The organism is Bradyrhizobium sp. SZCCHNRI2009 (assembly GCF_032485115.1).
Lineage (GTDB): Bacteria > Pseudomonadota > Alphaproteobacteria > Rhizobiales > Xanthobacteraceae > Bradyrhizobium.
This window is the reverse complement of the sequence record NZ_JAUEUH010000009.1, coordinates 134,160-152,678: the sequence shown is the minus strand read 5'-3', so window position 1 is coordinate 152,678 and position 18,519 is coordinate 134,160. Positions and strand designations below refer to the sequence as shown.

At 68.0% G+C, this 18,519-nt stretch carries 17 protein-coding genes; 10 read left to right on the top strand and 7 right to left on the bottom strand.

The genetic code is table 11. From position 1 onward, the window contains the following. Positions 1-21: 21 nt before the first annotated feature. The 5 genes from QX041_RS28260 to QX041_RS28240 are packed head-to-tail and all read right to left on the bottom strand — an operon-like array spanning position 22 to position 6,523. A complete protein-coding gene (locus tag QX041_RS28260; RefSeq protein ID WP_316167314.1) occupies positions 22-3,195 on the bottom strand; it encodes a CusA/CzcA family heavy metal efflux RND transporter in 3,174 nt (1,057 codons plus the stop codon). Next, entirely contained in the window at positions 3,188-4,171 is a 984-nt protein-coding gene (ihpB, locus tag QX041_RS28255) for a divalent metal ion exporter adaptor subunit IhpB (protein WP_316167313.1), read from the bottom strand. Before ihpB ends, QX041_RS28260 begins: the two co-directional genes overlap by 8 nt. Further along, on the bottom strand, positions 4,168-5,436 hold the full coding sequence (gene ihpA / locus QX041_RS28250) for a divalent metal ion exporter subunit IhpA (RefSeq protein ID WP_316167311.1): 1,269 nt from the start codon (positions 5,434-5,436) through the stop codon (positions 4,168-4,170). The genes ihpB and ihpA overlap by 4 nt, the downstream gene beginning before the upstream one ends. 58 nt (positions 5,437-5,494) lie before the next feature. Further along, positions 5,495-5,914: a hypothetical protein gene (locus QX041_RS28245; protein ID WP_315752156.1), complete on the bottom strand. Its 420-nt coding sequence runs from the start codon at positions 5,912-5,914 to the stop codon at positions 5,495-5,497. Between the two features lie 21 nt (positions 5,915-5,935). Next, the gene (locus tag QX041_RS28240; RefSeq protein ID WP_316167309.1) at positions 5,936-6,523 is read right to left on the bottom strand and encodes a LysE family transporter; all 588 of its coding nucleotides are present in this window, start codon (positions 6,521-6,523) and stop codon (positions 5,936-5,938) included. 282 nt (positions 6,524-6,805) lie between these two features. Between QX041_RS28240 and QX041_RS28235 the strand changes: the two genes are divergently transcribed. From QX041_RS28235 to QX041_RS28200, 8 genes are all read left to right on the top strand, one after another. Beyond that, positions 6,806-8,281 (top strand): amidase, encoded by a 1,476-nt coding sequence (locus QX041_RS28235; RefSeq protein WP_316167308.1) that lies wholly within the window; start codon positions 6,806-6,808, stop codon positions 8,279-8,281. Between the two features lie 205 nt (positions 8,282-8,486). Beyond that, on the top strand, positions 8,487-8,666 hold the full coding sequence (locus QX041_RS28230) for a DUF2256 domain-containing protein (RefSeq protein WP_315713691.1): 180 nt from the start codon (positions 8,487-8,489) through the stop codon (positions 8,664-8,666). 4 nt (positions 8,667-8,670) lie between these two features. Further along, the gene (locus QX041_RS28225; RefSeq protein WP_316167307.1) at positions 8,671-9,123 is read left to right on the top strand and encodes a DUF3429 domain-containing protein; all 453 of its coding nucleotides are present in this window, start codon (positions 8,671-8,673) and stop codon (positions 9,121-9,123) included. Positions 9,124-9,188: 65 nt separating this feature from the next. Further along, positions 9,189-9,938, top strand: coding sequence for an aspartate/glutamate racemase family protein (locus tag QX041_RS28220; protein WP_316167306.1), 750 nt, complete (start codon positions 9,189-9,191; stop codon positions 9,936-9,938). 216 nt (positions 9,939-10,154) lie between these two features. Next, positions 10,155-11,240 (top strand): ABC transporter ATP-binding protein, encoded by a 1,086-nt coding sequence (locus QX041_RS28215; protein ID WP_315825895.1) that lies wholly within the window; start codon positions 10,155-10,157, stop codon positions 11,238-11,240. 25 nt (positions 11,241-11,265) lie between these two features. After that, positions 11,266-12,312, top strand: a complete 1,047-nt coding sequence (locus QX041_RS28210) for an ABC transporter substrate-binding protein (RefSeq protein WP_316167305.1) — start codon at positions 11,266-11,268, stop codon at positions 12,310-12,312. A 4-nt stretch (positions 12,313-12,316) separates the two neighbouring features. Next, positions 12,317-13,186, top strand: coding sequence for an ABC transporter permease (locus tag QX041_RS28205; RefSeq protein WP_315713686.1), 870 nt, complete (start codon positions 12,317-12,319; stop codon positions 13,184-13,186). Continuing rightward, on the top strand, positions 13,183-13,998 hold the full coding sequence (locus QX041_RS28200) for an ABC transporter permease (protein WP_315713685.1): 816 nt from the start codon (positions 13,183-13,185) through the stop codon (positions 13,996-13,998). The genes QX041_RS28205 and QX041_RS28200 overlap by 4 nt, the downstream gene beginning before the upstream one ends. 194 nt (positions 13,999-14,192) lie before the next feature. On the opposite strand, the gene uraH is transcribed toward QX041_RS28200, so the two are convergent. Beyond that, on the bottom strand, positions 14,193-14,534 hold the full coding sequence (gene uraH / locus QX041_RS28195) for a hydroxyisourate hydrolase (protein ID WP_315713684.1): 342 nt from the start codon (positions 14,532-14,534) through the stop codon (positions 14,193-14,195). Positions 14,535-14,563: 29 nt separating this feature from the next. On the opposite strand from uraH, the gene QX041_RS28190 reads away from it, so the two are divergent. After that, positions 14,564-15,757, top strand: coding sequence for an MFS transporter (locus QX041_RS28190; protein WP_315713683.1), 1,194 nt, complete (start codon positions 14,564-14,566; stop codon positions 15,755-15,757). Next, on the top strand, positions 15,744-17,096 hold the full coding sequence (locus QX041_RS28185; RefSeq protein WP_316167303.1) for an amidase: 1,353 nt from the start codon (positions 15,744-15,746) through the stop codon (positions 17,094-17,096). Before QX041_RS28190 ends, QX041_RS28185 begins: the two co-directional genes overlap by 14 nt. On the opposite strand, the gene puuE is transcribed toward QX041_RS28185, so the two are convergent. After that, entirely contained in the window at positions 17,087-18,514 is a 1,428-nt protein-coding gene (gene puuE / locus QX041_RS28180; protein WP_316167302.1) for an allantoinase PuuE, read from the bottom strand. The two genes, QX041_RS28185 and puuE, sit on opposite strands and share 10 nt — an antisense overlap. Positions 18,515-18,519: the final 5 nt, after the last annotated feature.

The window sequence follows — 18,519 nt, the reverse complement described above, 5'->3', positions numbered from 1 at the left end:
AAGTCGGGAACTGCATGCCGCTTATGCCGACGCGGACCGCGCCTCGCGTCTGAACAGCACGTAGAGCGCCGGCAGCACCAGCAGCGTCAGCATCGTCGACGAGATGATGCCGCCGATGACGACGGTGGCGAGCGGGCGCTGGACCTCGGCGCCGGCGCCGGTCGCGATCGCCATCGGCACGAAGCCGAGCGAGGCGACCAGCGCCGTCATCAGCACCGGCCGCAATCGCGCCAGCGCGCCCTCCTCCACCGCGGCCCGCACCGAGCGTCCCTCCCGGCGTAGCCGTTCGATGAAAGCGATGATGACCAGGCCGTTGAGCACGGCGACGCCTGACAGCGCGATGAAGCCGACGCCGGCCGAGATCGACAGCGGCAGGCCGCGCAGCAGCAGCGCCGCGATGCCGCCGGTCAGCGCCAACGGCACGCCGGAGAACACCAGCGCGGCATCGGCGAACGAACCCATGCTCATGAACAGCAGCAGGAACACCAGCGCGAGCGCGATCGGCACCACGATCGTGAGACGCTTGGTCGCCGACACCAGTTGCTCGAACTGTCCGCCCCAGCCGATCCAATAGCCTGGCGGCAGCTTGACCTTCTCCGCGACGGCGGCCTGCGCCTCGGTCACGAACGAGCCGAGGTCGCGGGCGCGAACATTGGCTGACACGACGATCCGCCGCTTGCCGTTCTCGCGGCTGACCTGGTTCGGCCCCGGCGCCGAAGCCACGGCCGCGACCGACGACAGCGGCACGTAGCGCGGCTGTGCGGCCGAGGAGAAGGCGGTGCGCAGCGGCGCGGCATTCGCCTCCTCACCCGCCGGCAGTGGAATCGGGATCGCGCGGATCGCATCGAGATTGCCGCGCAGACGCTCGGGGAGGCGGACGACGATGTCGAAGCGGCGGTCGCCGTCGAACAGCTTTCCGGCCGCCTTGCCGCCGATCGCGATTTCGACCACGCTCTGCACCTCGGCCACGCTGAGGCCGTAGCGCGACAGCGCCTGGCGGTCGATCCTGACCGTCAGGATCGGCAGCCCCGCGACCTGCTCGGTCTTGACGTCGGTCGCGCCATTGACGCCGCGGATCGCGGCTTCGACCTGGCGCGCCGCGCCCTGCAGGATATCGAGATCGTCGCCAAAGATCTTGATACCGACGTCGCTGCGCACGCCGGAGATCAGCTCGTTGAAGCGCAACTGGATCGGCTGCGAGATCTCGTAGTTGCTGCCGGGGATCTCGTCGGCCGCCGCCTCGATCTCGGCGACGAGCTGCGCCTTCGGCTTCGCCGGGTCGGGCCACGCCTGGCGCGGCTTCAGCATGATGTAGCCGTCACCCTGCGACGGCGCCATCGGATCGGTCGCGACCTCGGCCGTGCCGATGCGGGTGAACACGTCCTTCACCTCCGGGATGCGTCGCAGCCGCGCGTCCAGCGCCTTCTGCAGGTCGACCGAGAGGGTGAGGCTCGTTCCGGGGATGCGCAGGGCCGCGAGCGCGACGTCGCCCTCGTCAAGGCTCGGAATGAACTCGCCGCCCATGCGCGTCGCGGCAAAGCCGCTCGCCGCGACGATCACCACGGCCAGAGTTACGACCATCAGGCGGTGCGCGATCACGCCGCGCAGCAGCGGCGCGTAGACCCGCCGCGCGCCGCGCATGATGAGGTTCTCCCGCTCGGATACCTTGCCGGTGACGAAGATCGCGACCGCTGCCGGCACGAAGGTGATCGAGAACAGCACGGCGGCACCGAGCGCCATCAGCACCGTCAGCGCCATCGGCGTGAACATCTTGCCCTCGACGCCGGTCAGCGTCAGCACCGGAAGATAGACCACGGCGATGATGCCGGTGCCGAACAGGCTCGGCCCGATCACCTCGCGCGCGCCGCTGATGATGGTCTGCAACCGCTCGGCGGTCGTGAGCAGTCTGCCCTTGCGATGCTGCGCCTGGGCGAGCAGCCGCAGGCAGTTCTCGACGATGATGACGGCGCCGTCGACGATGATGCCGAAATCGATCGCGCCGAGGCTCATCAGGTTGGCGCTCACCCTGCTCTCGACCATGCCGGTGATGGTCATCGCCATCGACAGCGGGATGATGCAGGCTGTGACCAGTGCGGCCCGGATGTTGCCGAGCAGGAGGAACAGCACGACGACGACCAGCGCGGCGCCTTCGAGCAGGTTCTTCTCCACGGTGCGGATCGTCGCTTCGACCAGATGGGTGCGGTCATAGAGCGTGCGCGTGACCACGCCCTCGGGCAGCGACTTCGCGATGTCGTCGAGCCGGGCGGCGACGCGGCGCGCAACGGCGCGACTGTTCTCGCCGATCAGGAGCATCGCCGTGCCCAGGATCGCCTCCTCGCCGTTGAGCGTCGCCGCCCCCGTGCGCAGGTCGCGCCCTTCGGTCACCTCGGCGACGTCTCCGATGCGCACCGGCGTGCCGCCGCGGGCGCCGATCACGATGTCCTTCAGCTCGGCGGCGCTGCCGACCTGGCCGGGCGCGCGCACCAGATATTGCTCGCCATTGCGCTCGATATAGCCGGCGCCGACATTGGCATTGTTGGACGCCAGCGCCGCGATCACGTCACGGAAGCTGATCTTGTAGGCCATCAGACGGCCGGGATCGGGCAGCACGTGGAATTGGCGCTCGAAGCCGCCGATCGTGTTCACCTCGATCACGCCCGGCACGCCGCGCAGTTGCGGTCGGATGATCCAGTCCTGGATGGTGCGCAGATCGGTCGGCGAGTAGTCGGCGCCATCAGGCGTCTTGGCGCCGGGCTTGGCTTCGACCGCATACATGAAGATCTCGCCGAGCCCGGTCGAGAGCGGTCCCATCGCGACCTCGACGCCCGGGGGCAGCTGATCCTTGATCTGCTGGATGCGCTCGTTGACGAGCTGGCGCGCGAAATAGATGTCGGTGCCGTCCAGGAACACGACGGTGACCTGGCTCAACCCATAGCGCGACAGCGAGCGCGTGTAGTCCAGCTTCGGCAGGCCGCCCATCGCGGTCTCGACCGGGAAGGTGATGCGCTGTTCGGTCTCGAGCGGCGAGTAGCCGGGCGCCTTGGTGTTGATCTGCACCTGCACGTTGGTGATGTCGGGCACGGCGTCGATCGGCAGCCGGGTGAAATTCCAGGCGCCGAAGCCGGCGGCGGCGAGCGCAGCGATCAGCACCAGCCAGCGCTGGCGCACGGCGAACGCGAGGACCGCGTCAATCATGCTCGGCCTCCCCCTTGCCCATCTCCGCCTTCACCACAAAGCTGTTCTCGGCGACGTAGTGTTCGCCGGCGGCGAGGCCATCGCGGATTTCGACATAGGTCGGGTCGGACTCGCCGGTGACCACGGGGCGCGCCTCGATCTTGTCGCCCTCCTCGCGCACGAACACGACGGTCTTGTTCTCCAGGGTCTGGATCGCGCTCGCGCGGACCGCCACGGCGACGCTGCGCTTGGCGAGAACCAGCCGCGCGGTGACGAACAGGCCCGGGCGCAGCCGGCCGTCGGGATTGGCCAGCACGACGCGGGCAAGCGCGGTCTGCGTCTCGCTGGCGCCGACGGGGGCGATGTAGGACACGTGGCCGCGGATCGCGCCGCGTCCGTCATCTGGATCGATCAGCACCTCGTCGTCGAGGCGGACGCGCCGGAGATCCTGACGGTAGATCGACAGGTCGACCCAGATCGTGGAGAGATCCGCGACCACGAAGGCCGGCTTCTGCTCGGAGGCGTATTCGCCGAGCGAGATCTGGCGGTCGATGATGGTGCCGCCGATCGGCGCCTTGAGATCATACGAGGTCAGGCTCTGATTGCTCTCGATCGCGGCGAGCAGCTCGTCCTTGGCGACGGTGTCGCCGATGCGCTTTTTGATGGCACGGACGATGCCCGGAAAGCGCGGCGTCACCTGCACCAGCGCTTCCTGATTGGCGCGCAGCACGCCGTTGAACGCCAGCGTATCGGACAAGATCGCAGGGCCGGCTTCGGCGAGCGCGACGCCGGCCGCGGCGAGCTTCACGTCGCTGATGCGGATGCGGTCGGCGCCATGCTCGTCCTGCTCGACATGGTCCTTCGGTGCCTTCTCGGCATGATCGGCATGGCCGACGGTTGCCTGGGCCTGCGGCTCCGCCTCGACCAGCAGGCGCGATGCGCCGGCGCCGGCGGCGGCCGCCAGGATGACAATGAGGATGACGGTGGATGGTCTCATCGCGCAGTCTCCCGTTCCAGGGTGAAGGGACGGCCGACCAGGCCTTCGATCGTCGCCACGGCGACATGGATGTTCTGCAGCGCCTCCTGCTCGCGCAGCCGCGCCTGCGCCACGCTCGCCTGTGCGTCCAGCACCTCGAGCAACGAGAAGCGGCCGGCGCTGTAGCCCTGCGCGATCTCGTCGGCCGCCTCCTGCGCCTTCGGAATTGCGATCTCGCGCAGCACGGACAATTCCCGCAGCGAGCCCTGCAGCGAGTCGTAGGCGCGGCCGGCGATCACCAGCAGCGCGTTGCGGTTGGCCTTGCGCTCGGCTTCGGTCTTGGCGAGGCTTTCCTGCGCCGAGAGGATGTTGCCCTGGTTCTGGTCGAACACCGGGATCGGCACGGAGACGCTGAGCCTGACGGCGTCGTCCTGCGTGTCGTTGAAATGCCGCCAGCCGGCACCGATGCGGACGTCGGGGTACGGCTTCAGCCGCGCCAGCAGCAGCTCGGCATTGCGCTGCGCGTAGACCGCGGTCCAGCGGACGAGCTGCGGATTGGCATCGATCGCCGCGATCACGGTCTGGAACGCCGGCGGCTGGCCGGTCGCATCGAACCGCCCGGTGACGGCCGAGAGCTTCGCCGAGCTGTCGCCGATCAGCACGGCGAGCTCGCGGCGTGCGCTCGAAAGCGTCGCCTTGACGCGCTCGCGATCGGCTCGCACCAGCGCCGAGGCGACCTCGGCGCGGCCGGTCTCCGCCGGCGACGACGCGCCCGCCTCGACGCGACGGCGCAGCAGCGGCGTCAGGCGATCGAGCGCTGCGACCTGATCGTCGAGGATCTGGATGCGCCGCTGCGTGGCGAGCACCGTCACGAAGGCGATCGCGGTCTCCGACAAAATCTCCAGCCGTACCGCCTGGCGCTGGATCTCGGCGGCGCGCACGCCGGCCTGGCCGGCGGCGATGCGGGCGTCGCGCTTGCCGAACCATTCGAACGCCTGGCTGATCTGCAAGGTCGTCTCGGCCGATCGCGTGCCGCGATATTGACCCGAGCCGAATGAATTGTCCTGCTCGTAGGACAGCTCGGGATTGAGCAGCGCGCCGGCCTGGAGCCGCTGGCCGGAGGCGATGCCGATGTCGCGGTCGGCGGCGGATAGCCGTGGATTGGCGGCGAGGGCGCGCGACAGCGCCGCGCGGAGGGTCAGCGTCTGCGCCGCGGAGGCGTGCACGGACAGAGCGAGCAGGGCTGCGGCGCCGATGGCACGCGCAGCCATCCCGGGGAATGGCATGAGATGAACCTGTCTGGACGGGCAAGGATGGACGGCATCGGCCGTCCGGCACGTTGCGTCAGCTCAGGCGTTTTGGCGGCGGAGACTCGGACTCGGGGAGGACGCCTGCACTGAGCAGGGGAACGGCCCAGCCGGTTGCGGCCACGACCTCGGCCGGGACGGCGGCGAACTGCGGCTGCGGCACGGCCACCGAGAAGCAGCCATGGCAATGATGGTCGGCGATGCCGCGCTGATCGGTGTGGCCCGCTCGGTCGAGCAGCGACGCGATCTCCGGCTTGCCCGCGGAGGGATGGGCGACGTCGATGTCACAAGCGCCGTGCAGCGCGCCCGCGAGGACATAGGCGAGCATCAGGCAGGCAGCCACGATCCGGCGCAGCATGCGCGAACGGCTCGTGATGTCTCGTTTGCCAATGCTGCGCACCGCGCCCCCTGTTCGGCGAGCGGATAGCACGTGGCCGGCGCGGTTGTCGATCAGCAACAATGTAACAAGCGGAACCGCTCATGGCGCGCCAAGGGCGGGCGCCAGGATCACGCAGGCGAGCAGCGCCAGGGCCGCAGCGCTGCAGCGATAGCCGAGCCACGCCGGCACGACATGTCCGAGACCGCAGCGCAGCGTCGCGCCGAGCACGATCCAGGCTCCTCCGATCGTCGCGGTCGAGAGCCCGAGCACGACCAGGAACGGCCATAGGCTCGCCGCATCGCCTTCCGGCGGCAGCAAGGTGAAGGCGAAGATGATGGCCTTTGGATTGAACAGCGTCGTGATGAACACGCCGCGCAGGGTGACCGGCGCCGCATCGCTTGCGCCGCTGCTGCTGCCATGGCGCCAGAGCGCGGCCGCGAGGTGCAGCAGATAGAGCACGACCACGACACGGAGAGCATGTCCGACCAGCGGCGCGGTCGCAACGAGCGGACCGAGCGTGATGCGCAGCGTCGCGATCGCGAGCAGATAGCCGGCAAGCTCGGCGAGCAGCAGATGAACGGAGGCGCGCACGCCACGACTCGCACCGGCAGTGGCGAGCAGCGTGTTGGTTGGGCCGGGCGTGACGAGCAGCGCGGCGCCCGCCGCGCCGAAGGTCAGGATATCCATGACCGCATCAAGCACGCGCGCCATGCGCCGGCCTTGACGAGCGTCAACGTCCGGCGCCGCGGGCCGCAGTCCCGTTTTCCGGAACGGCTCGTATGTCGGCTTCATTGCGCACGATGGTCGGCCGCGCCGCATGATAGGATCGTATGGCAGCATGCAGGGCGATTGATTGACTTGGCTCTCGTGCAAACTAAGGTTCGCGGCGCCGGAAGTGGAACAGCGCCTGATCATCGCACCGTTCGGACGCGTAGCATCGATGGTCGGCGCGCAAGGATCGGAAGACAGATGACGTTGGCGATGAGCTGGGACGAGTGGGCCCGGCATGATGGCATGGCGCTGGCGGCGCGCGTTCGCAGCGGCGAGCTGACGGCGGCGGAGCTGGCGCGGCAGGCGGCTGAAGGCATTGCCCAGGTGGATCCCGCGCTATCGGGCGTGGTCGAAGTCTTCGCCGACGCCGTCGAAGATCCCATCAAGGCGGGCGCCAATGCCGACGGCGCCTTCGCCGGCCTGCCGTTCCTGATGAAGGATCTCGGACCGACCATGGCCGGACGCCTACAGGAGCAGGGCTCGCTGTTCATGCGTGGCAACCGCCCCGCCGCCGACACGCACCTGACGGCGAAGATGCGCAAGGCCGGCCTCAACCTGATGGGGCGCACCACCACGCCGGAGTTCGGCGTTTGCAGCTCGGCCGAGAACCCGGCCGTCTACGTCACGCGCAATCCGTGGAATACCGACTACACGACCTGCGGCTCGTCGGCCGGCAGTGCCGCGATGGTCGCCGCCGGCGTGGTGCCGATCGCGCATGCCACCGATGGCGGCGGCTCGATCCGGATTCCCGCAGGCGTCAATGGCAATATCGGGCTGAAGGTCTCGCGCGGCGTGTTCTCGATCGCGCCGCATCTGTCGGATCTCTCCGGCCTCGTCTCGATCCAGGGCTGCCAGTCGCGCAGCGTGCGCGACACCGCGGCGTTCGTCGACCATTGCCGCGGCGGCGCGCCGGGCGAGTTCATGCCGTACTGGACCACGCCGGAGCCTTACGTCGAGCTGATCAAGCGCGATCCCGGCAAGCTCAGGATCGCGCTGTCGCATCAATGGGGCGACTATCGCGCCACGCCGCACATCGCTTCAGAGCTGGCGCGTGTCGGCAAGTTCCTCGAGGGCCTCGGCCACCACGTCGGCTACGCGCTGCCCGACGTGGATTATCGCGCCGCATTCGCGGCGCAGACCACCTGCTACATCTCCAACTTCGCGATCGTCATCAACAACCTGCTCGCGTCGCACAAGCTCGAGCGGCCGCCGGCCGAGCTGATCGAGCCGATCAACATCCGGATCTGGGAGGCCGGCCGCGGCACCAGCTTCGCCGAGCGCGCGGCGATGCAGGCGGTGTTCAACACCACCTCGCGCGCCTTCGGCGCCTTCTTCGAGGACTGGGATATCATCCTGACCCCGATCACCGCGCTGCCGACCCCGAAGATCGGCACCACCGAATATCTGACGATCAGCGACAATCCGGACGTGCTCGACTGGTTCGAGAATCTCTGGCGCAACTTCGCGTTCACGCCGCTCGCCAACCTCTGCGGCATTCCGGCGATCTCGCTGCCGCTCGCGACCAACGAGCACGGCCTGCCGCTCGGCATCCAGGCGATCGGCAAGCAGGCCGACGACGGCCTGCTGCTGCAGTTGGCCGCCCAGATCGAGCGCGCGATCGAGGGCAAGTGGAACGGCGGTACCACGCCCGCCGTCCACGTGACCAAAGCCTGAGCCGCAACCACGAGCGCCCCGCGGGCCACTGATCCGGCGGCGCTCATCGATCGTTGTTCAGCGTGGACGGTGCCGGCCGGAGCCGGCGCGTCGCACTGATCGGCGAGGGCGAACGTGACGGACGAGCGGATTGCGACGCGTTCCGGCAGGGAGGCGGCAGATGCCGCCCTGCCCCGGCGCGGCATTTGGGTCGCGTGGTGACGCCATGCCGAAGATGCGGCGCAAGGCCGACTTGCCGACCAGGATATGCGCTGCGTGCGGCCGCCCGTTTGCGTGGCGGCGCAAATGGGCACGCGACTGGAACGAGGTGAGATACTGCTCGGACCGCTGCCGATCCGACCGCGGCCGGACGCCCACTGCGATCGCCAGGAGCCGCGGAGGCTAGCGTCATGATGTCCGGCGTCCCCGCTTCGATGCGCATTCTCGGCCTCGCCGGGCTGATTCCGTTCGCGGGCCTCGCCGCATTGGTGATTGCAGGTGACGGTCCGATCCGGCTGGCCGCGCTGCGCGCGCAGATCGGCTATGGCGCGGTCATCGTGAGCTTTCTCGGCGCGATCCATTGGGGCGTCGCCGTGCAGACGCCGGCGCTGGCAGGCTGGCCGCGCATGAGCTGGGGGGTGACGCCGTCCCTGCTCGGCTGGGTCGCGCTGTTGCTGCCGGCGCTGCCCGCGTTGGTGCTGCTCGCAGCCGCGCTGCTGACCGCCTTGGTCTACGATGAGTTCAGCTTCGGCGGCGACGATCGACGGGCCTGGTTCCTGAAGCTGCGGCGGCTGCTCAGCCTTGGTGCAATACTGTCTCTGCTCGCCACGCTGATAGGCATCGTGGTCAAGGGCGCGCTCTGACGGCCACCGTTGTGGACAATGCGGCAATCCCTCGGGCAAGCTCGCATATCCACTCGCGAGGCGCCATGAACATCGTACTGCTCAATCCCAACATCCGCACCGACATCACCGACCTGATGCTGCAGGTCGGCCGGGAGGCTGCTGCGCCCGGCACCACCCTGATCCCCTGCACCGCGCCGCGCGGCGTGCCCTACATCGCCACCCGCGCCGAGGCGCAGATCGGCGGCGCCGTCGCACTGGAGATGCTGGCGGAGCGTCACGGCACCTTCGACGCTGCGATCATCGCCGCGTTCGGCGATCCCGGCCTGTTCGCGGCGCGCGAGCTGTTCGACGTGCCGGTGATCGGGCTTGCGGAGGCCGCAATGCTGACGGCCTGCATGGCCGGACGGCGCTTCGCGATCGTCACCTTCGCGCAGGCGCTCGGCCCCTGGTACGAGGAGTGCGTGCGCATGCACGGGCTGATGGAGCGCTGCGCCGGCATCCGCATGCTCGACGGCAGCTTCAAGCAGATCTCCGACGTGCAGCATGAAAAGGAGGAGCTGCTGGTCGAGCTGGCGCTGCGCGCGGTCGAGGAGAATGACGCCGATGTCCTGATCTTCGCCGGCGCGCCACTGTCGGGGCTCGCCGCTCGGGTCGCGCATCGCATTCCCGTCCCCGTGGTCGATCAGGTGATCGCCGCGGTGAAGCAGGCCGAAGCACTGCTCGCCTTGAAGATGCGCAAAGCCACCGCCGGCACCTTCCGCCGCCCCGCCGCGAAGCCGACGACAGGCTTGCCCAAGGCGCTGGCCGCACGGCTGGAGCATCGCGACGGTTAGCTGGACGGCACTGTTAGTGGGCTTGCTCGATCCGTGCCTCTCCCCGCAAGCGGGGCGAGGGAGCGCATCGCCGTCGGCGCACGCCCGTGCCTCCTAGCTGGAATGGCATCTTAATACTGGCGTACCTGTCACACCCTCTTTTGTACACAAGCAGCCGCCACTGCCTGAAAAGGCGGCACGCTTCTTGCTTTTTCAAACGAATAGAGCAGGAAGCCCATGGCCAGCGTATCGGAAGCCAAGTCGCTCGTTCTGGATCGGATCACGCACCGCTTCGCCAGCGGCACGATGGCCGTCTCCGACATCAATCTCGATGTGAAAGGCGGCGAGATCATCGCCCTGCTTGGGCCCTCGGGCTGCGGCAAGACCACGCTTTTGCGCATCATCGCCGGCTTCATCGGCCAGAGCGAGGGGCGCGTCATCATCGGCAACGACGTCGTCGACGCGCTGCCGCCCAACCGCCGCGCCGTCGGCATCGTGTTCCAGAACTACGCCCTGTTTCCGCATCTCTCGATCACCGAGAATGTCGGCTACGGCCTCGCCGCGCGCGGCGTCGACAAGGCGACGCGCAACAAGGAAGCGCAGCGGCTGCTCGACATGGTGCAGCTCGGCCCGTTCGGCGAGCGGCTGCCGCGGCAGTTGTCCGGCGGACAGCAGCAGCGCGTGGCGCTGGCGCGCGCACTGGCGATCAAGCCGTCGATCCTGCTGCTCGACGAGCCGTTCGCGGCGCTCGACAAGAATTTGCGGCTCGACATGCAGATCGAGGTCAAGCGGCTGCAGCGCATGGCGGGCACCACAACCTTGATCGTGACGCACGACCAGGAGGAGGCGCTGTCGATGGCCGACCGCGTCGCCGTGCTGAGCCATGGTCATCTCGAGCAGTTCGGCACGCCGTCCGAGATCTACGACCAACCGCAGACGCTGTTCGTGAACAGCTTCGTCGGCACGGCGAACAAGATGAAGGGGACCGTGATCGCGACCGACGCGGGCAGTGTCAAGGTTGGTCTGGAGGCCGGCGGCGAGATCATCGCGCGCGCACCGCATCCGGTCAGTGCCTCAGACAAGGTCACCGTCTGCCTGCGTCCCGAGCACCTCACCTTCGTCAGCGACGACACCGGCTTTGCCGGCGAGATCGGCATGGCGTTGCCGCTCGGCGCCACCGTCGTCCACGAGATCAAGGCCAAGGACGGATCCAGCATCAAGATCTCGCAGGCCCGCACCGGCGGCACGCCGCTGCGCGAGGCCGGCGCCCCGGTGCGGGTCGCACCGATCGCACCCGGCCTCGCCACCGTCTTCCCGCAATAGACCAACAGACACATCGGAGTGGAACATGATGCTTGATCGCCGCCGGCTCCTGACCAGCGCCTTGACGCTGGGAGCCATGCACGCCTTCCCGGGCTTGAGCCTCGCGCAGGCGCGGCCGCTGGTGTTCGCGACCTTCACCGGCAGCTGGGAAGAAGCACATAAAGCCGTGCTCGTCCCTGCCTTCCGCAAGGCCAACACCGATGCGGCGATCGTGCTCGATCCGATGCTGTCGGTCGACCAGATCGCCAAGGTCAACGCCGCCAAGGCCAATCCGCCGATCGACGTCATGCTGCACGACCCGGGTCCGGCGCTGGTCGCGATCGGCCAGGATCTCGTCGAGCCCTACCCAGCCGACAAGAGCACCTATTTCAAGGACCTGATTCCGGAAGCGCAGGACGCGATGGGCCCGGCGCCGTTCTTCCAGGTCGTCGGCCTCACCTACAATCCAGAGACGGTGAAGACGCCGCCGACCTCGTGGGCCGATCTGTGGAAGCCCGAGTTCAAGGGCAAGGTCGGCATCACCAATCTGAACTCCACGCTCGGCACCGGCTGGCTGGTCGAGATCGCGCGCATGCGCGGCGGCTCGGAAGCCAATGTCGACGAAGGCTTCAAGGCGCTGGAGGAGCTGAAGCCGAACCTCGCCGCCGTCGCCGCCAATCCCGGCGCGCTGGCGACCCTGTTCCAGCAGGGCCAGATCGACATCTCGCCCGGCAACTTCAACGCCATCCAGATCCTGAAAGCGCGCGGCGTGCCCGTCGAGTTCGTGGCGCCCAAGGAAGGCGCGATCGCCTTCAAGACCACGATCCACATCGTCAAGAACTCACCGAACAAGGAGCTTGCCTTCAAGCTGATCGAGGCGGCGCTGTCACCGGAGGTGCAGACCACGCTGATGAACTCACCGTATCTGATCGTGCCGACCAACACCAAGGTCGCGATGTCCGGCGAGATCGCAAAGGTGCTGGCCAAGGACACCGCGGAGCTGAAGAAGAAGTTCGTGTTCCAGGATTGGAAGAAGATCAACGAGCAGCGCGCGTCCTGGATCGAGAAGTTCAACCGCGGCATCAAGATCTGACGCGATGAAGAGCGCCACGACCGCACCTGGAGACGTGACCAGCTTCAGCCTAGGGCTTGCTCTGCCCTTGGGCCTGGTGTTCGCGATCTTCTTCGTGCTGCCGCTGGCGCAACTTCTTTTTCTCTCGCTGCACAACGACACCGCGGCGACGGTGTGGGGGCTCGGCCAGTACGTCAAATTCCTGACCGACCCCTTCAGCCTCGCCGTGCTCGGCTCGACGCTTCTGCTCGGCGCCGAGGTGACGCTCGCCTGTCTCGTGCTCGGCTATCCCATCGCCTGGCTGTACCAGCGCTCCGGCAGCCGGGTGCAGACCCTGATCATCATGATCGTGCTGCTGCCGCTGCTCACCAGCGTCGTCGTCCGCACCTTCGCCTGGATCGTGATCCTGGGCCGGCAGGGCATCATCAACTCCGTGCTGCAATCGCTCGGGCTGATCGGCACGCCGCTGCGCATGATCTACACGCAAGGCGGACTGGTCGCGGCGCTCGCGCAGGTACAGATGCCGCTGATGGTGCTTCCCCTGATCACCGCGATCGGCCGCATCGATCCCAATCTCTCCGACGCCTCGGCCTCGCTGGGCGCCGGAAGCTGGCGCACCTTCGTCAAGGTGATGCTGCCGCTGTCGATGCCAGGCATCATCGCGGGCTGCACCCTGACCTATGCGGCTGCGATCACCGCTTTCATCACGCAGTCGCTGGTCGGCGGCGGTCAGATGCTGTTCATGCCGATGTATCTGTATCAGCAGGCCTCGACCTTGCAGAACTGGCCGTTCGCGGCGGCGATCTCGATCATCTTCCTGTTCGCAGTGCTCGCCATCGTCGCGCTGTTCTCGACACTCGGGCGGCGTGCGCGCGGCTATGGAGACGCCAGATGAGCCAGCGCCAGCGCAACTGGGAAGCGCTGAGCTTCCAGATCGTGATGACGGTGGTTGCCGTGCTGGCGCTGATCCTGATCGTGTCGCCGTCGCTGGTCGTGGTGATCGTCTCCTTCACGTCCGGCTTCTCGCTGAAATTCCCGCCGCCGGGCTATTCGACCCGCTGGTACGTCGAATTGTGGAACGCCTGGCAGCTGCAGTTCGCCGCACGCAACAGCGTCGTCGTCGCGCTATGGTCGACGGGTCTGTCGATCATGCTCGGCGTCGCCGCGGCGCTGGCGATCTCGCGCTCGAAGACGCTCACGGCGAAGCTCCTGGACTCGTTGTTCATGTCGCCGCTGGTACTGCCGGCACTCGCCTTCGGCTTGGCGGCGCTGATGTTCTTCTCGCTGATCGGCCTACCGGTGTCGCTGCTGACCCTGGTGATCGGCCACACCATCGTCTGCGTGCCCTATGTCGTCCGCAACACCGTCGCGGCACTGGCCCAGCTCGAGCCGACCCTGCTGGAAAGCTCGGCGATCCTCGGCGCCTCCAGGCTCTACACGTTCCGCCGCATCGTCTTGCCGCTGATCCGCCCCGGCATCATCTCCGGTGCCTTCATCGCCTTCATGTCATCGTTCGACAACGTGCCGGTGTCGCTGTTCCTGCGCGACGCCGCCACCGACATGCTCCCGATCCGCATGTGGCAGGACCTCGAAGGCAAGCTCGACGTCACCATCGCCGCGCTGTCGAGCGTGCTGATCATTGCCACGATCGCGCTGATGACGATCATGGAGCGCACCACCGGACTGTCGAAGCGGCTGACGGGTTGAGGCTGAGTGCCCGTTCCTGAAATTGGGAGTTCGTGCCCGTCCAACTCCAAGCCGTCATGGCCGGGCTTGTCCCGGCCATCCACGTCGGCCGGCGATCGTGGATGGACGTGGATGCCCGGGACACGGGCATGACGAGTATTTCCTTGGCAGGCAGGATCGTCCAACCATCAGCGTACGACGGCGCGAGCTGTACCTCAGGCCCCACGGAAGATCGAATAGCCCCAGGGAGTGAATTTGAGCGGCAGATGAAAGTGCTCCTCGACCTTGTCGATCGCGAAGCGAAACGGCACTGTGGTGAGGAATTTCGTCTGAGCGCCAGTCCCGAAGAACTCGCCGACATGAAACAGCACCTCATACTCGCCGGCGGTCACGCCGTCGCCCTCGACGACCGGCGCCTGCAGAGTGCCATCGGCGCCGAGCTGTCCCTCCGCGAGCAGCGTGCGATCGGGCGTCACGCGCCAGATCGCGACGCGCAGGCCACGCGCGGGGCGCCCGTTCGCCACATCAACCGCATGAACCGAGATTCCACCGGCCATTTCGTGCTCCGCCATCAGGTTGTCGCGGCATGATAGCCGCGAAGCAAGCATCAACGCCAGCGCCGCCGCTGTGGCCTGCAGTCGCTGCGATGACCGCGCTGCAGGCCCTGGTGTCGCTGGCGCTGTTCGCGCCGGGCGTCGTGGCGCCGCGCGCTGGACTGAGCATCGAGCAACTGTCGCTGTTCTCCACCACAGCCTTCACCATCAGCCTCGTCTCCTCGTTCTGGGGCGGCACGCTGGTCCAGCGCGTCGGCTCGCTGCGCGTGGCGGCCCTGTGCGCGGTCGCCGTCTGCGCTGGCATGTCGCTGGCGCTGTTCGAGAGCGGATGGGCGCTGCTCGGGGCCGGGCTGATGCTCGGCCTTGCGGTCGGACCGGAGACACCGGCAAGCTCGGCGCTTCTCGGACGGCTCGTGCCGGCCGAGAAGCGCGCGATGGTGTTTTCGATCCGGCAGACCGGCAACCAGATCGGCGCCGTCGTCGGCTCGCTGCTGCTGCCGCCGATCGCCGTGCTGCTGGCGCCGAGCTCCGCCTATGCCGCCGTGATCGTCTGCGCCGCCATCGCCGTCGCCGGCTTCGAGCGTCTCAGACCGGCCTATGCCATGACGCCGCCAACCATGCCGCGGCTCGGCCTGTTCGATCGATTGCGACTGATCAGCGCCGACCGCCGCATGGCCGCGCTCGCCGTCGCCTCGATTCCGTTCAGTGGCATGCAGGTCATCCTCAATACCTGCTTCGTCAGCTTCGGCACGTCAGAGCTCGCGCTGAGCCATGTCGAGGCCGGCTGGGTGCTGGCGTCGGCGCAAGGCGCCGGCCTGATGGGACGGCTGGGCTGGGGCGTGGTCGCGACGCGCCTGCGCTCGGCGCGCGCCGTGCTGGTGATGGCGGGCGTGGGCATGGCCGTCTGCGCGATGCTGCTCGGTCTCTGCGGGCCACTGCTGAGCCGATCGATCCTGATCCTGCTCACGATCGTGTTCGGGCTGACGGCGAGCGGCTGGAACGGCGTGTTCATCGCCGAGGTCGCCAATCTCGCCAAGCCCGGACGCGTCGCCGAGGCGACAGGCGCAGTGCTCACCGCCTCGTTCCTGGGCCTTGTCGCCGCACCGCTGCTCGTCGCGCTGCTGACTCCCCGCGTGGGACTCGGCGGCAGCTTCGTCGCACTCGGATTGACGGCGGCCGCAGGCACAGCCGTACTGCTGATGGAGCGATCCCATGCGCGCAAGTGACATCGCACGCGCTGTCATGGCGCGGCAAAGCACCGCCAGAGAGATGGCCGAGCAGGCGCTGGCGCGGATCGCGGCGGCCCATGACCTCAACGCCGTCGTCACCACAGATCCGGCGCGAACGAGCGCCGAGGCCGATGCCGTCGATGCGCGCGTGGCCGCCGGCGAAGCAATGCGGCTCGCCGGCGTGCCGATCGTGGTCAAGGACAACATCTGGGTCGAGGGCTGGCGCATCACGCAGGGCTCGCGGCTGTTCGCTGATTTCATCGCGCCCGAGGATGCGATCGCGATCGCGCGGTTGCGCCGCGCTGGCGCCGTGATCGTTGGCATCGGCGCAACTTCCGAGTTCGCCTGCAAGGGCGTGACGACCTCGCGGCTGTTCGGACCGACCGTTCATCCGCAGGACCGGCAGCTCACGCCCGGCGGCTCGTCGGGCGGTCCCGCCGTTGCGGTGGCGGCTGGGCTCGTGCCGCTCGCGATCGGCACCGATGCCGGCGGCTCGAGCCGCCGGCCGCCGGCCCATGTCGGCGTGGTCGGCTTCAAGCCGTCGTTCGGCGCCATTCCCTACGGCCCGGGATTCCCCGAGCCATTCTGGCGCATCTCGGTGATTGCGCCGATTGCGGCCGATGTCGGCGATGCCAGGCTTGCATTCGAGATCATGGCCGGCGCCGATCCGCGCGATCCTGATACGTTCGATGTGGCCGCGGCGGATCATGCAACGCCGCCGCGCGTGGCGTTCTCGCCGCGGCTCGGGCTGGACGTCGCGGTCGATGACGACATCAGCGCTGGCCTGCAGCGGGCGGTCGACCGCCTCCGCGCCGGTGGCATGCCGATCGTCCACAAGGATCCCGTCTGGCCGCCGGGCCTTGCCGAGGACGCGGTGATGCCGCTCCAGCATGCCGGGCTGGCCGCGCTCTACGGCGACGCCTTCCACAATGATCCGGCGCAATTCGATCCAGATATCGCCAAGCAGATCGAGCGCGGGCTCGGCCTGAGCGGCGCCGACGTCGCGCGTGCGCTCGAGGCAAGCGCGCAGATCGCGCGGGCCTTCGCAAGCTTCTTCACACAGGCCGACGTGCTGCTGGCGCCGACCGTGCCCTGCGTCGCCTGGCCATTCACGCAGCTCGGCCCATCCAAGATCGGCGGCAAGCCGGCGAGCCCGCGCGCGCATGCGGTGTTCACGCCTTACGCCAATCACGCCGGCGTGCCGGCGATCTCGATCCCCTGCGGCGCCAACGTTCACGGACTGCCATTCGGTCTGCAACTCATCGCGGCCCGCGGCCGCGACCGCCTGCTGCTCGATGTCGCTGCCGACGCCGAGCGGATCCTTGCTCAGTCCTGATCGAACTTCTTCGCCAGCCGGGCTCGGGTGATGTGACCGATCTGGTCGATGGCGTTGGCGATCTCGGTGTCCGGGTCGTTGCCGATGCGACGCTCCATCTCGGCGATGACCGAGGGGCGGTCGGCGTGCAGCGCCAGAGCGACGATCAGCGGCATGCCGAACTTGTCGCGATAGCGGCGGTTGATGTCGGCGACGCGCTCGAACTCGGCGCGCGACAGCGAGGTGAAGCCGAGCCGACCCTGCTCGCCGATCGAGTCGTTCGTCATCTCACCCGCCAGTGCCTCGCGGCCGGCGAGCTCCGGATGGGCGCGGATCAGCTTCAGCTTCTCGTCGCGGCTCATGGCGCGGACGACGTTCATGAGCGTCGTATGCAGCGCATCCGCGGCGTCGTCGAATGCGGACAGGCCGGCGCGGTAAGCGCGGTCGGCAATCTCCGGGGAGTGCTCGAAGATGTCGCCATAGCGCTCCACGAACAGCACGCGCGACATCTGCGAGGGCCGCCACGCGCCGGCCGGCGGATGGGTCCGGATCCAGTGCCGGGCGATGTCGAGCCGGGTCGCGACCCAGACCTTGTCATGACCCGTGATGTAGTCGAGGAAGCGCGCCAGCGCGGCCGCGCGCCCGGGGCGGCCGACCAGCCGGCAGTGCAACCCGACCGACATCATGCGCGGGCTCTCCGCGCCCTCCGCGTAGAGCGTATCAAAACTGTCCTTCAGATAGGCGAAGAACTGGTCGCCGGAATTGAAGCCCTGCGGGGTGGCGAAGCGCATGTCGTTGGCATCGAGCGTATAGGGCACGATCAGTTGCGGGCCGTGCGGCCCTGCGATCCAGTACGGCAATTCGTCGGCATAGGAATCGGCGCTGTAGACGAAGCCCTGCTCGTTCAACACGATGTCGAGCGTGCGCTCCGACGTGCGGCCCTGGTAGAAGCCGAGCGGCCGCTCGCCCGTCAGCTCGGTATGGAGCCGGATCGCCTCCTCGATATCGGCGCGCTCGTCGGCCTCGGGGACATCGCGGTAGTCGATCCATTTCAGGCCGTGGGAGGCGATCTCCCAGCCGGCTTCCTTCATCGCAGCAACAGCATCCGGATTGCGCGCCATCGCGCTCGCGATGGCGAACACCGTCACCGGCAGCTTGCGCGCGGTAAACATCCGCCACAGCCGCCAGAAGCCGGCGCGCGAGCCGAACTCGTAGATCGACTCCATGTTCATGTGGCGCTGGCCAGGCCACGGCTGGGCGCCCACGATCTCGGACAGGAAGGCTTCGGAGGCAGCGTCACCGTGCAGGATGTTGTTCTCGCCGCCCTCCTCGTAGTTGATCACGAACTGCACCGCGATGCGGGCATCGCCGGGCCAGCGCGGATGCGGCGGCGTGCGGCCGTAGCCGACCATGTCGCGCGGATAGACGTCAGCACTCATCCGGA

What these genes read in the sequence shown, in the direction of transcription:
- QX041_RS28260 (WP_316167314.1), bottom strand. Translation starts at nt 3,195, where the DNA reads ATGATTGACGCGGTCCTCGCGTTCGCCGTGCGCCAGCGCTGGCTGGTG.
- ihpB (WP_316167313.1), bottom strand. Translation starts at nt 4,171, where the DNA reads ATGAGACCATCCACCGTCATCCTCATTGTCATCCTGGCGGCCGCCGCC.
- ihpA (WP_316167311.1), bottom strand. Translation starts at nt 5,436, where the DNA reads ATGCCATTCCCCGGGATGGCTGCGCGTGCCATCGGCGCCGCAGCCCTG.
- QX041_RS28240 (WP_316167309.1), bottom strand. Translation starts at nt 6,523, where the DNA reads ATGGATATCCTGACCTTCGGCGCGGCGGGCGCCGCGCTGCTCGTCACG.
- QX041_RS28235 (WP_316167308.1), top strand. Translation starts at nt 6,806, where the DNA reads ATGACGTTGGCGATGAGCTGGGACGAGTGGGCCCGGCATGATGGCATG.
- QX041_RS28230 (WP_315713691.1), top strand. Translation starts at nt 8,487, where the DNA reads ATGCCGAAGATGCGGCGCAAGGCCGACTTGCCGACCAGGATATGCGCT.
- QX041_RS28225 (WP_316167307.1), top strand. Translation starts at nt 8,671, where the DNA reads ATGATGTCCGGCGTCCCCGCTTCGATGCGCATTCTCGGCCTCGCCGGG.
- QX041_RS28220 (WP_316167306.1), top strand. Translation starts at nt 9,189, where the DNA reads ATGAACATCGTACTGCTCAATCCCAACATCCGCACCGACATCACCGAC.
- QX041_RS28215 (WP_315825895.1), top strand. Translation starts at nt 10,155, where the DNA reads ATGGCCAGCGTATCGGAAGCCAAGTCGCTCGTTCTGGATCGGATCACG.
- QX041_RS28210 (WP_316167305.1), top strand. Translation starts at nt 11,266, where the DNA reads ATGATGCTTGATCGCCGCCGGCTCCTGACCAGCGCCTTGACGCTGGGA.
- QX041_RS28205 (WP_315713686.1), top strand. Translation starts at nt 12,317, where the DNA reads ATGAAGAGCGCCACGACCGCACCTGGAGACGTGACCAGCTTCAGCCTA.
- QX041_RS28200 (WP_315713685.1), top strand. Translation starts at nt 13,183, where the DNA reads ATGAGCCAGCGCCAGCGCAACTGGGAAGCGCTGAGCTTCCAGATCGTG.
- uraH (WP_315713684.1), bottom strand. Translation starts at nt 14,534, where the DNA reads ATGGCCGGTGGAATCTCGGTTCATGCGGTTGATGTGGCGAACGGGCGC.
- QX041_RS28190 (WP_315713683.1), top strand. Translation starts at nt 14,564, where the DNA reads ATGATAGCCGCGAAGCAAGCATCAACGCCAGCGCCGCCGCTGTGGCCT.
- QX041_RS28185 (WP_316167303.1), top strand. Translation starts at nt 15,744, where the DNA reads ATGCGCGCAAGTGACATCGCACGCGCTGTCATGGCGCGGCAAAGCACC.
- puuE (WP_316167302.1), bottom strand. Translation starts at nt 18,514, where the DNA reads ATGAGTGCTGACGTCTATCCGCGCGACATGGTCGGCTACGGCCGCACG.